A 12,138-nucleotide genomic window follows, 5' to 3' on the forward strand; every position below is an offset into this window, starting at 1 on the left:
GGCCGCCAGAAGGCCCGCGCGCTCGCCGGCGGCGCTCGCCAGGACCGGCTCCGGAGCATTGTCCGGGGCACGGCCGAACACGTGCAGCCCGTCGCGGAACGTGGTCTCGCCGAGGTCACAGAGATGGGCGTCGAGGCGGGTGAGCGCTTCGTCCATGGGCGTGTCCGGCCCGATCCCGGCACCCGCCAGCAGTCCGGCGGCCTCCGCATCCTCCAGGATCGCGGTGGCGATCAGCCCGGCCCGGCGTGGATCGAGCACGCTGGCGGACGAATATTCCTCCACCAACTCGCGCAGGCGCGCGGCCTCCGGCGACAGGGCGTGCACCTCCGTATCGGGGGTGAGATGGCCGAGCGCGATCCCGCCCAGCCGGCGTTTGAGCGGCGCGGCCTCGCCCGGATCGTCCACGATGAACGGGTAAATGACTGGCAATCCGCCGACGCAGAGCGCCGGGAAGCAGCCGGGCGACAGTGCCACCGCCTTGCCGGGCAGCCACTCGGTGGTGCCGTGGGTCCCGAGCTGTACCAGCGCATCGAAATTCTGCCGGAGCCCGAGGTGGAACGCCAGGTAGGCGTGGGTCGGGACGCGCTCGGGATCGTGGTAGCCGGACTTGCGGTCGGGGTCGCGACCACGGTCTGGCTGGAGGAAGAGCGCGAGTTTACCCGCACCAGCCGCAACAGCTTCGGCAGTCACACCGCGGCCCGCGGGTAACGCCACGTGCCCCCTCTCCCGTTCGGGAGAGGGTTGGGGTGAGGGATCAGGTCTTTCCGGACGAGGCGCATCCCTTACCCTGTCCCTCTCCCGAACGGGAGAGGGGACCCACGACTCCTCCGGCAAGGCGTGCGAAAGCTGCTTCGCTTCGAGGCTGCCCGGACCGCCGTGTGACGCTGGCCGACGTGCAGCGGCATCGACTGTGACCATCCGGAACCGGAAAAGATCACCGCGACACACCGGGTCGGCGGCCGGCTCGCCCCAGGCTGCGGTCAGCGCGTCACGCATTCCTGCCGGCAATCCGGCGAGCCAAGCGCCATAATCCGCCAGCGGCACCACGAACCCCGTCTCGCCCTCGGTAAGCGCCTGCATCAGCACGGCTGGTTCGGGCGGCAGGCCGGTCGCGTAACCCGACCCGGCAAGATCGGAAAAAATCGCGCGGGCGCTCTCGGGGGTGTCGAGGCCGACCGCGAAGCCGGCCCGGCCGCCGCGGGCGGGATAGTCGGACAGCACGACGGCCACCCGTCGCTCGGCCCGGGGGAGGGCGGCGAGACGCAGCCAGCCCGCCGCTCGTTCGGCCAGGGCTTCGATGCCGGCCGGATACGGAACCGCCCGGCGCTCGGCGAAGCCGGCGACCTCGGCGGCTTCTTCCTTGAACGAGATCGGGAAGCCGGAAAGCCGGCCATCGAATTCCGGCAGGGCGACCTGCATGGCGAGGTCGGGGGCGCCGAGGCCGCGGGCCGAAGCCTCCCAGGCCGCCTGGGGCGAGCCGACCGTGTAGGCCTGGAGCACCGGGCAATCGGCGCCATCGAGGACGAAGTCGATCCCGTCCTCCCGCGCCGAGAAGGCGGTGGCGGCGATCACCAGATCCGGCTTGCGGGCCCGCACGGCCTCGGCCACCGCCCGGGCCGCCTCGGGCTCCTTGAGGCTCGACACCGCCATCGGCAGCACGCCGATGCCGCGGGCGCGCAGCGACGCGACCAGGGTGACGAACGGCGCGGTATCGCCGCCCAGCACCGCGGAGCGATAGACCAGCAGCAAGACCAGGGGTGCCGTGCCGGTCCGCACGTCGGCCAGCGGAACCGCCGTCTCGGCTGCCGCGATGGCGATGGTCAGAGGCAGCGCGCCGCAGCCGGGGCACCAGGGAAACCCTCGTGGCAGCGGCTGAGGCGGCTCGACCACGCCGCCCGCACCGATCCGGACGGCCAGCAGGCGCAGCATCCGCCGCAGGTTCTCCGGGCCGCCGGCGCGAAAATATCCGTCGAGCTGTTCGGCGAGGTCCGGATCGGTGGAGAAGCCGGCGAGCCGTGGGTCCGGCCGGTCGTCGCCCGGCAGCACCGCCAGCACGACGCCGTGCGCCCGCGCCGCGGCGGCACAGCGCTCGATGCCGTAGCGCCAGTAATCCAGACCGCCGAGGCAGCGGATCACCACGATCTTCGCGCGGGCGACGACGCGCTCGACGTAGAGGTCCACCGACATCGGGTGCCGGAGCTTGGCGAGCTTGGCGAGCCGTAGGCTCGGCAGCCCGGGCTCTGTGGCATGGGCTTGGCCGATGCCGGCGAGGTCGCTGTCAGTGAACGACAGCACGACGAGATCGCCGGGCTCCTGCCCGAGATCCACCGCCGCCTCGCCCTCGTCGAGGGAGACCGTATCGATGCGGACGAGATGCATGGCGCGCCTCCTAGGCCACGCCGGATCGGGCGTGCGCGCAGCGTCTCAACGAGGGAGCGCGCGCGATCGCGATCATCCCGCGAGCGCCGCGGCGACGGCGCCCTGGTCGAAGCCCTTCAGGCCGATCACCACAAGGCGCCCGTCCCGGTTCTCGCCCGCCCGCCAGGGCCGGTCGAAATGGTGGGCGACGCGCCGGCCGACGCCCTGCACCACGAGGCGCATGGCCTTGCCCTCGACCTCGGCGAAGCCCTTGATCCGCAGCACGCCCGCGGCCTCGGCGGCCTTCTCGACGCGGGCCGCGAGGTCGCCGGCGGTGACGGCGGGGCGGATCGGCAGGGCCACGGTCTCGAAGTCGTCGTGTTCGTGGTCCTCGCCGTCGCCGTGATGCGAGGGGCGGGCGTCGAGGTCGTCCTCGGCCGCGGCGCCGAGCCCGAGCAGCACCAGCGGGTCGATGGCGCCGTTCTCGGTCTCCACCACCTTCACGGCGCGGGGCAGCTGCGCCTCGACCTCGGCACGAACCCGGGCGCGGGTCTCGGCGTCGAGCAGGTCGGACTTGTTGAGGACGACGAGGTCGGCGCAGAGGAGCTGGTCTTCGAACACTTCTTCCAGCGGGTTGTCGTGATCGACCGCTGTGTCGGCGGCGCGCTGGGCGGCCAGGGCTTCGGGATCCTCCGCGAAGGCACCCGTCGCCACGGCTGGCCCGTCCACCACGGCGACGACGCCGTCGACGGTGACCCGCGAGCGGATCGCCGGCCACTGGAACGCCTGGACCAGCGGCTTCGGCAGGGCGAGGCCGGAGGTTTCGATCAGGATGTGCTCCGGCGGCTCGGCGCGACCGAGCAGGCTCTCGAGCGCCGGCACGAAGTCGTCGGCGACCGTGCAGCAGATGCAGCCGTTCGGCAGCTCGACGATGGAATCCTCGGTGCAGCCCTCGACGCCGCAGGCGGCCAGGAACGACTTGTCGAAGCCGACATCGCCGAACTCGTTGACCAGGATCGCCAGGCGGCGGCCCTTGGCGTTCTCGATGACGTGGCGGACCAGCGTCGTCTTGCCGGCCCCGAGGAACCCGGTGACGATGGTGCAGGGGATCTTGGTCACGATGGTCATTCCGCAGCCTCCAAGGTGCCGGCCGGACGCGGGCGGGGATCGGGAAAGGGCGGGATGCGGGCGATCACGCCGGTCTTGAATGCGGCGGGGCGTTCCCGCCAGGGCACGATGCCGTCCGGCGTCGCCGCGTAGGCCGCGAGCCCGTCCAGGATGGTGGTTGCCGACTCGGCCGGGTCCATGTCGCCGTAGACGTAGGTCCAGCGGTTCCCGGATGCGACTGCCACGGAACAGGGCCGCTTGCACACCGACAGGCACTCGACGCCCTCGATCCGCAGCTGCCCGGCCGTGTTGCGCGCGTGCAGGGCATCGAGCAGGCGCGCGCCGGCTCGGGGCCCGTCCGGATCGTCGCCCGGGCGGCGGCAGGTCGTGCAGACGTAGAGGACGGTCTCGGGGAGGACGGCCTCAGGCATGGGCCGTCCCGCGCGCGCTTCCGTGGCCGAGAGCCTGCCAGGCCCAGCCGAAGCCGAGGCCGATCAGCATCCAGAAGACGAAGCTGATCGCCAGCGAACGCGCCGCGAACTGCGCCGCGAGCGCTGCGGGAAGCTCCGAGGACACCTCCGAAGCCAGCGGCGCGCCGGCGACGTGCGGTGCCACGATCAGCACGAGCCCGCCCAGGATCGCGATCAGTGAGCGCCGGATCGTGATCAGGTACAAGCCCATCCCGGTGGCGGCGGCGGTCATGACCCACCACGCCTGTCGGGCGGCGAGCGGTGCCGCCTCGCTGCCCGGCAATTCCGGCGGCAATCCCAGGCCCGGGGCCAGGGCGACGCTGGCAAAGCCCGCGATCGCGAACGCGACACCGACCTGACGCGTCGGCTCACGGCCGCAGGCCAGGATCGCCGCGCCGAGCAGGAGGGCATAGCCGACCCCGCCCACGAGCGTTGCCAGAGCCGTGAAGGCCATCCGGGGCAGGCCCTCGCCGGGCTGCCACTCGGGCGCGGCGTCGGGGGTAGCGTGATCGTGCCCGGCATGCGCCAGCACGACCGGAAGGCCCCGGTCGGCCTGATGCGTCTGCTTGGTCTCGTAGCGCTCGGCCGCCACGATCAGTGGTGAGGTCAGCGTCAACTCGAGGCCCGTCACGACGACGGCCGCGAGGAAGCCGGCGGCCAGGGCCGCCGACAGAAGCCGGATGATCATCCCTGCGCCAGGGGCGTCAGTGACAGGGGAAGTTCTGGGTGTGCCGGAAATCGTGCGCGGCGTTGTGCAGCGCGATCGCCGGCGAGAAGCCCGCCATGAACAGCAGGCCGAGGCCCAGGAAGGCCGCGAGCGCGACGGCGACCGGGCGCTCTCCGGCGCGGGTGCCGGTGGCGACGGGGGCGAGGGTCGAGGTGGTCATCAACATGTCTCCAGCCGCCCCACCGGCGGCATTGCGGGATCTCGTCGTGACGGCAGGTCTCCTGGCTCGCGGCTCGGCGCGCCTGCCGCCTTCCCGGATCGCTCCGGTGGCCTACTGGCAGACGCTCGCCGCTCACAGTTGCGGGGGCAGCCGCGGATTCGGGGTTCGCACCCCTCACCGCATTCCCTTTTCACCCCGTCGCCGGGGCACCGTCACGCCATCGTTGTAGACGCATGACAGCTCTCGCACAACGGACGCGCAGCGGAATCGTTTCCGACTCTTGGGGTACGGCGCGGATATGCGGGTCGGGCGGTCACCGGGCGCGTCGAAACGCGTCCGGGCGCGAGTCGCCGACGCGCGCTTCCGCCGTCGCAGCTTGGCCGTCGGCACCGGCGCCGTGTAACGGCCGGCGTGGACGATCCCGGTCCGTATCCGATTCTCGAACCCGTGAGCGTTGATGTCGATGCGTACCTTGTCGCTGGCCCTCGCCATCCTGGCGGCGGCGTCCCTTCCGGTCCGGGCCGACGACCGCGCCGCCGCGCTCGTCGCCGGGGGGCTTGTCGTGGGGAAGACCGACAGGATCGCCCTGGCCGCGGAGGAGCTGTACCTTTCGGAGCAGGCCGTGCGGATCGACTATCGGTTCCGGAACCAGACCGATGCCGACATCGAGACCACGATCACGTTCCCGATGCCCGACATCACCGGCGACTCCGAGATGCTGGTCTCGATTCCCGATCCGGCCCACGACAACTTCCTGAAGCTCCAGGCCGCGGTCGATGGCGAGCCGGTCGAAGCGCAGGTCGAGCAGCGGGCCTTCCTGATGCGGAGCGCCACACCGCCCGTGGAGATCACCGCCGAGCTCAAGGCACTGGGGATCCCGCTCGTGCCGACCACCGCGGCGACGGAAGCGGCCCTGCGCCGGCTCGGCGAGCGCCAGCGCCGCGACCTGATCGCTGCCGGGATCCTGGAGCGGCAGGAGCACAAGGACGGGACGATCGCGGACGCCCCGCTCTGGACGCTGAAATCGAAGTTCTGGCGCCGGCAGGTCTTCCCGGCCGGGCGCGAGATCGCGATCCGCCAGAGCTACGTTCCGAGCCTCGGGGGTCTCGCGAGCCTGTCCTACGGCGCGCCGACCCTCGACCCGGCGCAGAAGGCGCACTACGCGACCCGATATTGCACGGACCCGACCTTCGAGCGGGTGGCCCAGGCCCTGTATCGGCGGGCGAGTGCCGACGGCAGCCGGGCGTTCCAGGCCTACGAGCGATCCGTCTCCCACGTGATCACCTCCGGGGGCGACTGGGCCGGCCCGATCGGCGTGTTCAAGCTGGTCGTGGACAAGGGCGATCCCGCGACCCTGGTCTCGTTCTGCGGTGCCGAGGTGAAGAAGACCGGCCCGACGACCTTCGAGATGATCGCGAGGGACTACGTTCCGAAGCGGGATATCGATATCCTGCTGCTCAAGACCAGGTCGGGCGGATGAGACGGTCGGGCGGTCTCGAGCGCTCGCCGCCGAAGTGGATACCGGTTCGGCGTAAGCGAGCGCGTTGTATCAAGAACTGAGGGCCGTTCCCGATTGCCCCCCGATCGGGAACGGCCCTCACGGCGGGCCCATGGGCTTGACGGGCCGGGTTCGATACGGGCACCGCCGGGCGCGCCTTCCGGCCGCGTCCTCCGCGTCCGGTCCAGACCGCTTCGGAGACACGATGGCCCCGGCAGACGCCCCGACACCCGCCCTCGTCGATCTCGCCGCCGGCCGCGCCCCGCAGAGCGTCGTCGAGGCGGATGGGACCTGGCTGGAGCTCGACCTCGGCGGCCGCTTCCCGGTCCAGTCCGTCGTCGTGATCCCGGGCGGGGAGGGCGATTCGGTCGCGGAGGGCGCCATCCTGTTCTCGCAGGACGGCGCATCTTGGTCCGAACCCGGTATCGCGTTCCGTCAGGTCGAGTCGGGTGCGGGCACTGCCGTCATCGAGGCAGATGAGCGCGCCTGGACGCGCTTCGTGCGCGTCGCGATTCCGGCCGCGATGCCGAACGCCACGGTCCGGGTCATGTGCGAGGAGGCCGCGTTCGACCTGATCGCCCTGCGGGCCATGCTGGGCCTCGACGTGACGCTCCTGAACGAGAAGCCCGGCGCCAACGCCTTCACCGCCTACACCCTGGAGAGCAGTCCGGGCCGCACGAGCCGCGCCCTGGTGGGCGTGGCGGTGTACCAGAACGGCGCCTTCGGCAATTGCCTGATCCAGTACATCATCGCGCTGTCCGTCGCGAAGGCGCTGAACCTGAAATACGTGGCGGTTCCGAAGTTCGACCGCAGCAAGGTCATCTTCCTGACCGAGCGTCTGACCTGTGACGGCATCACCTTCCTGCCGCCGGACGAGCCGCTGCCGGCCGATGGGTATTTCCTGTCCGGCCTGTTCTTCGATCCGACGCAGTTCCAGCGGCAGGTGAGCCTCGACGCGCCGCCGGATTCACGGGCGATCATCCAGGGGATGATCCGCCCTTTGTTCAACGGCTTGCCGGCGACGTTCCCGCCCAAGCCTGATGACCAGCTCCTGATCCACATCCGCTCGGGCGACATCTTCAGCACCTGGGTCGACCCGCATTATCCCCAGCCGCCCTTCGCGTTCTACCGCATGGTGATCGACCGGCTGCTCGGCGAGGGCCGCATCCGTTCGGTAAAGCTGGTCTTCGAGAACCGGCTGAACCCGGTGATCGCCGAGGTCGAGGCCTACGCGCGGGGCCGCGGATTGCCGGTGGAGACGCAGAGCGAGTCGCTGATCGCCGACGTCACGGCCCTGGTGAACGGCCGCTACCTCGTGTTCGGCCTGGGGACCTTCGGCCCGGCGATCTGCCACCTGTCCGAGCGGGTCGAGCAGGTCTTCTACTTCGCGTCCAACTGGCCGCAGATCTTCCGGGGCATCCCGTCGATTGACCGGGTGGTCGAGGTCCGGGATTTGGAGGAGCGCTACATCAAGGTCGGCGAGTGGCAGAACACCGACACGCAGCGCCGGATGATGATCGAGTACCCGGCCGAGGCGCTGGCCTTCGACGACGCTGCCTGAGGATCAGGGCTTGTCCTCACGGTGCTCGACGGGGTCCGCGATCGCCCCGCGCGCCTGTACGGCATCCCGGTACAGGCGCTCGACGTCCCGCTTGAACGCGGCCCGGGAATCGTCCCGAGAGTAGAACATGTGGCCGCCGGGGTAGACCGCGAGGCTGACCCGCCCGGCGCCGTAGGCCGGCACCTGTGCGAGCAGGAGCTTCGAGGCGTAGTAGGGCGTCACGAGATCGGTGAAGCCGTGGGCGACGAGCACCCGGAGCCGGCCGTCCAGCGCCAGCACGCCCTTCAGGTTTGACAGCGCCTCCGGGGCCTGCCGGCCCGAGCCCCACGTCCAGCCGCGGTTCACGGCATTGTTCAGCAACTCGTAGCGCATGTTCGGCACCGGCCATTTCAACGTGCGCGCGTAGAGGTCGAGCATCGCGCTGGTCAGAGGCGCCTGAAGTGCGGTGAGCTGGGGGTCCTCGAAGCCCGATTGCGCTGCGTCCGGATTCGGGTCCCAGCCGGTGATGCCGGTGTCGTAGGCGCTGGTGACGCGCTGCTCCGCCCGGTCGAACTCGCGCTGGACGCTGCGGGTGGACAGGCGCGCCGCCTGCGCTTTCACGAAGGCTGCGTCGAACCCGGTGAAGGCCGCGACCTTGTCGGTCATGCGGGCGACGGCGGCCTTGTCGCCCGGGCCCTTGAGCAGGTCGGCGAGGTAGGGGCCCGCCGCGTAGGCCTCGGCGTCGCCGAGCAGAGCCGGGCTCGGCGCCGTGCCCGCCCGTTCGAGGGCGCCAGCCGCCAGGGACGGCAGCTTCAGCACGTAGCCCCAGGGATTGGCCCGCGGGGTCTCGAGCCAGCCGAAATCCAGCACCGGCGACAGCAACACCAGGCCGGACAGGCCAACGCCGATATCCTCCTGCAGCTTCTCGGTGATCAGCGGCCCGCGGAAGCCGCCGTAGCTCTCGCCGACGAAAAATTTCGGGCTCGCCATGCGGTCGTTGACCCGCAGGTAGCGGGCGATGACGGCCGCGAGCGTGGCGGCGTCGCTGTCGATGCTCCAGTAGCTCTTGCCGTTCCCGTCCGCGGCCCGGCTGTAGCCGGTGCCGACCGGATCGATGAAGACGAGGTCGGTGAAGTTGAGCCAGGTGCCATCATTGGGCGTCAACGCTACCGGTTGCGACGGGCTGATGCTGGCGCCCCCGGTCGGCAGCCGCCACGGGCCGATCGCCCCGATATTCAGGTAGGCGGACGCCGCCCCCGGACCGCCGTTGACCGCGAAGGTGACGGGGCGCTCGCGCCCGGACTGCGGGGCCATCGTGTAGGCGACGTAGGCCACCTCGGCCTGAAGCTTCCCGGCCTCGTCGACGAGCGGCAGGCTGCCGGCCGTGGCGGTAAAGTCGAGGGTCCGTCCATCGGGGAGCGTCACACTCTGGCGGGTGGTCGAGTCCGGCGGCAGGCGTCGGCCCTCCGGCCCGCGCGGCGCCGGCTTGGCCTCCGCTTGCGAGCCGGGATGGTGTGCGTCCTGCGCGTGGAGCGGCAGCGGCGCCGCCAGGGTCAGGACGAGCGCGGCATGCGCGAGACGCTTGCGGAGGAGCACGGTCAAGCCTTCTTGTTCCAGCGGCCCGAATCGTCCTGCTGCCAGTAGGCGACGGTGTGGCCCGCCTCCTTGGCCTGGCGCCACTGCTCGCGGGCGCGCAGCAGGGCGTCCTGGTCGGTCCCGTCGAACAGGATGCAGATCCGCTCGTAGCTCTGTGCGTCCGGCGGCAAGTCGGCGCCCTCCACCAGGAATCGGATGGAGGCCGTGTTGGGGTTCACGTCGCGGAGCGTCAGCACCACCGGCTGGCCGGCCGCGTCGGGATCCCGGTCGGTTCCGTGGGGTAGAAAACTCTCGTCGGAATAGGTCCACAGGTGGTCGTCGAGGGCCTGAAGCCGCTCCTCGGTGGCCGCCTGGATCGCGGCCTGCCAGCCCCGGCCGAGCGAGCGCTCGACGAGGTTCGGCAGCACCTTCTCCAGGGGCTGTCGCTGCATGTGGTAAAACAGGATCTCGGTCACGGTCCGACCGATATAGGGTTCGGGGCCACGGCGCGAGCAGCGGCGCGGAGCCGCGCCCCGGCGCTCAGACCAGCCGGCTCTGCTCGATCGCCGCGCCGACGAACCCCTTGAACAGCGGGTGCGGCTCGAACGGGCGCGACTTCAGCTCCGGGTGGAACTGCACGCCGATGAACCATGGGTGCCCGACATGCTCGACGGTCTCGGGCAGAAGCCCGTCCGGCGAAAGGCCGGAGAAGCGCAGACCCTTCGCTTCCAGCCGCTCGCGGTAGGCCATGTTGACCTCGTAGCGGTGGCGGTGGCGCTCCGAAATCTGCGTGGACCCATAGATCTGAGCGATCTTCGAATCAGGCTCGAGCTGCGCGTCGTAGGCGCCGAGCCGCATCGTGCCGCCGAGGTCGCCGACCGCGGCGCGGCGCTCCAGCTCGTTGCCGCGCAGCCACTCGGTCAGCAGCCCGACCACCGGCTCGGAGGTCTCGCCGAACTCGGTGGAGTTGGCGTCCGGGACGCCGGCCAGCGAGCGGGCGGCCTCGATCACCGCCATCTGCATGCCGAAGCAGATGCCGAAATACGGGATGCGCTTCTCGCGGGCGTAGCGGGCCGCGCGGATCTTGCCCTCTGCCCCGCGCTGGCCGAAGCCGCCGGGTACCAGAATGCCGTTCAGGCCTTCGAGGAACGGCGCGGGATCCTCGCGCTCGAACACCTCGGCCTCGATCCATTCGAGGTTGACCTTCACCCGATGGCTGATGCCGCCATGGATCAGCGCCTCGGTGAGCGACTTGTAGGCGTCCTTCAGGCCCGTGTACTTGCCCACGATGGCGATGGAGACCTCGCCCTCGGGGTTGCGCACCCGGTCCGATATGGTGGTCCAGCGCCCGAGATCCGGCTCCTCGCCGTGCTCCAGGCCGAAATGGCCGAGCACCTCCCGGTCGAGCCCGGCCTTCCGGTAGGAGAGCGGCACCTCGTAGATCGAGGCCACGTCGAGGGCCTCGATCACCGCGGTCTCGCGGACGTTGCAGAACAACGCGAGCTTGCGCCGCTCCTCGACCGGGATCGGCCGATCGCAGCGGCAGAGCAGGATGTCGGGCTGAATGCCGATCGAGCGCAGCTCTTTCACGGAGTGCTGGGTCGGCTTGGTCTTCAATTCGCCCGCCGACGGGATGTAGGGCAGCAGCGTCAGGTGGACGTACGCGCAGGTGCCGCGGGGCAGTTCCTGGCCGAGCTGGCGGATCGCCTCGAAGAACGGCAGCCCCTCGATGTCACCGACCGTGCCGCCGATCTCGACCAGCACGAAGTCGAACGTGTCGTTGCCGTCGAGGACGAAATCCTTGATCGCGTTGGTGACGTGCGGAATCACCTGGATGGTGGCGCCGAGATAGTCGCCGCGCCGCTCCTTGGCGATGATGTCCTGGTAGATCCGGCCGGTGGTGATGTTGTCGGCCCGGCTCGCCGGCACGCCGGTAAAGCGCTCGTAATGGCCAAGATCCAGGTCGGTCTCGGCGCCGTCGTCGGTGACGAACACCTCGCCGTGCTGGGTCGGGCTCATCGTGCCCGGATCGACGTTCAGGTAGGGGTCGAGCTTGCGCATCCGCACCCGGTAACCCCGGGCCTGGAGTACGGCGGCCAGCGCCGCCGAGGCGAGTCCCTTACCGAGGGAGGAAACCACGCCGCCGGTGATGAAAACGTACCGCGTCATGGGCCTCGGTCCATACAGAAAGCGCTGGCCTTTGCCAAACGGCAAGCCTGCCGGCGATGGAATGGTTGGGGATCAGGCGGGCAACGGGAACGGCCCGCCAGGGCGGACCGGAGCTGAGCCGAATCGTCGGCCCTCGCTCATCCGCCGCCTGACCTCTTGCGGCTCACGGGGCCGGTTGTCACGCGCGTCCAGTGCCGACCCGGTATCCGTTTCGGCCATGCGCCGCGTCAGCGCGACTGCGGCGCCTCGGGTACGGCCGGCTGGGCCGGGGCGGTCGCGGGCGCCCGGTCCTGCTGCTGGCGCAGGGTGTCGAGCAGGTTGTCGGCCCCGGTCGGCTGCTTGGCCGGCTGGCCGGCGGGCGTCGACGCGCCGGTGTCGAGGATCGACTTCGGCGCCGCCGAGCGGTGCGACATCACGGCGAGCAGCATGCTGGTGGTGAAGAACAGGGCGGCCAGGATTGCGGTCGCCCGGGTCAGGGCGTTGGCCTGGCCGCGGCCGGTCATGAAACCGCCGACGCCGCCACCACCGCCGCCC

11 protein-coding genes and 1 riboswitch are annotated in these 12,138 nt (G+C 70.7%); of the genes, 2 read left to right on the forward strand and 9 right to left on the reverse strand.

The window, feature by feature from the left end; all coding sequences use genetic code 11:
* From FV228_RS09530 to FV228_RS09550, 5 genes are all read right to left on the reverse strand, one after another.
* A partial coding sequence (locus FV228_RS09530; RefSeq protein WP_147854400.1) for a cobaltochelatase subunit CobN occupies positions 1 to 2,379 on the reverse strand: 2,379 nt, incomplete at its 3' end.
* A gap of 72 nt (positions 2,380 to 2,451) precedes the next feature.
* Complete coding sequence (cobW, locus tag FV228_RS09535; protein ID WP_147854401.1) at positions 2,452 to 3,486, reverse strand: cobalamin biosynthesis protein CobW; 1,035 nt, start codon at positions 3,484 to 3,486, stop codon at positions 2,452 to 2,454.
* Positions 3,483 to 3,896, reverse strand: a complete 414-nt coding sequence (locus tag FV228_RS09540; RefSeq protein ID WP_147854402.1) for a DUF1636 domain-containing protein — start codon at positions 3,894 to 3,896, stop codon at positions 3,483 to 3,485. The genes cobW and FV228_RS09540 overlap by 4 nt, the downstream gene beginning before the upstream one ends.
* The gene (locus tag FV228_RS09545; protein WP_147854403.1) at positions 3,889 to 4,623 is read right to left on the reverse strand and encodes a CbtA family protein; all 735 of its coding nucleotides are present in this window, start codon (positions 4,621 to 4,623) and stop codon (positions 3,889 to 3,891) included. Before FV228_RS09545 ends, FV228_RS09540 begins: the two co-directional genes overlap by 8 nt.
* 16 nt (positions 4,624 to 4,639) lie before the next feature.
* Entirely contained in the window at positions 4,640 to 4,822 is a 183-nt protein-coding gene (locus tag FV228_RS09550) for a CbtB domain-containing protein (protein WP_147854404.1), read from the reverse strand.
* 33 nt (positions 4,823 to 4,855) lie between these two features.
* Positions 4,856 to 5,051, reverse strand: a riboswitch (cobalamin riboswitch).
* A gap of 228 nt (positions 5,052 to 5,279) precedes the next feature.
* Between FV228_RS09550 and FV228_RS09555 the strand changes: the two genes are divergently transcribed.
* Positions 5,280 to 6,302, forward strand: a complete 1,023-nt coding sequence (locus tag FV228_RS09555) for a DUF4424 domain-containing protein (protein ID WP_246693876.1) — start codon at positions 5,280 to 5,282, stop codon at positions 6,300 to 6,302.
* 223 nt (positions 6,303 to 6,525) lie between these two features.
* On the forward strand, positions 6,526 to 7,881 hold the full coding sequence (locus tag FV228_RS09560) for a discoidin domain-containing protein (protein WP_147854405.1): 1,356 nt from the start codon (positions 6,526 to 6,528) through the stop codon (positions 7,879 to 7,881).
* Positions 7,882 to 7,884: 3 nt separating this feature from the next.
* Here FV228_RS09560 and FV228_RS09565 read toward each other — a convergent pair whose 3' ends face one another.
* The 4 genes from FV228_RS09565 to secG all read right to left on the reverse strand — a co-directional run.
* The gene (locus FV228_RS09565; RefSeq protein WP_147854410.1) at positions 7,885 to 9,456 is read right to left on the reverse strand and encodes a peptidase S10; all 1,572 of its coding nucleotides are present in this window, start codon (positions 9,454 to 9,456) and stop codon (positions 7,885 to 7,887) included.
* Between the two features lie 2 nt (positions 9,457 to 9,458).
* Positions 9,459 to 9,911 (reverse strand): DNA polymerase III subunit chi, encoded by a 453-nt coding sequence (locus FV228_RS09570; protein WP_147854406.1) that lies wholly within the window; start codon positions 9,909 to 9,911, stop codon positions 9,459 to 9,461.
* Between the two features lie 64 nt (positions 9,912 to 9,975).
* Positions 9,976 to 11,604, reverse strand: coding sequence for a CTP synthase (locus FV228_RS09575; protein ID WP_147854407.1), 1,629 nt, complete (start codon positions 11,602 to 11,604; stop codon positions 9,976 to 9,978).
* Positions 11,605 to 11,831: 227 nt separating this feature from the next.
* A partial coding sequence (secG, locus tag FV228_RS09580) for a preprotein translocase subunit SecG (protein ID WP_147854408.1) occupies positions 11,832 to 12,138 on the reverse strand: 307 nt, incomplete at its 5' end.

Source organism: Methylobacterium sp. WL18 (genome assembly GCF_008040015.1).
Classification (GTDB): Bacteria; Pseudomonadota; Alphaproteobacteria; order Rhizobiales; family Beijerinckiaceae; genus Methylobacterium; species Methylobacterium mesophilicum.

Excerpts from the sequence above, each read along its gene's own strand:
- cobW (WP_147854401.1), bottom strand. The coding sequence starts at position 3,486 with ATGACCATCGTGACCAAGATCCCCTGCACCATCGTCACCGGGTTCCTC.
- FV228_RS09540 (WP_147854402.1), bottom strand. The coding sequence starts at position 3,896 with ATGCCTGAGGCCGTCCTCCCCGAGACCGTCCTCTACGTCTGCACGACC.
- FV228_RS09545 (WP_147854403.1), bottom strand. The coding sequence starts at position 4,623 with ATGATCATCCGGCTTCTGTCGGCGGCCCTGGCCGCCGGCTTCCTCGCG.
- FV228_RS09550 (WP_147854404.1), bottom strand. The coding sequence starts at position 4,822 with ATGACCACCTCGACCCTCGCCCCCGTCGCCACCGGCACCCGCGCCGGA.
- FV228_RS09555 (WP_246693876.1), top strand. The coding sequence starts at position 5,280 with ATGTCGATGCGTACCTTGTCGCTGGCCCTCGCCATCCTGGCGGCGGCG.
- FV228_RS09560 (WP_147854405.1), top strand. The coding sequence starts at position 6,526 with ATGGCCCCGGCAGACGCCCCGACACCCGCCCTCGTCGATCTCGCCGCC.
- FV228_RS09575 (WP_147854407.1), bottom strand. The coding sequence starts at position 11,604 with ATGACGCGGTACGTTTTCATCACCGGCGGCGTGGTTTCCTCCCTCGGT.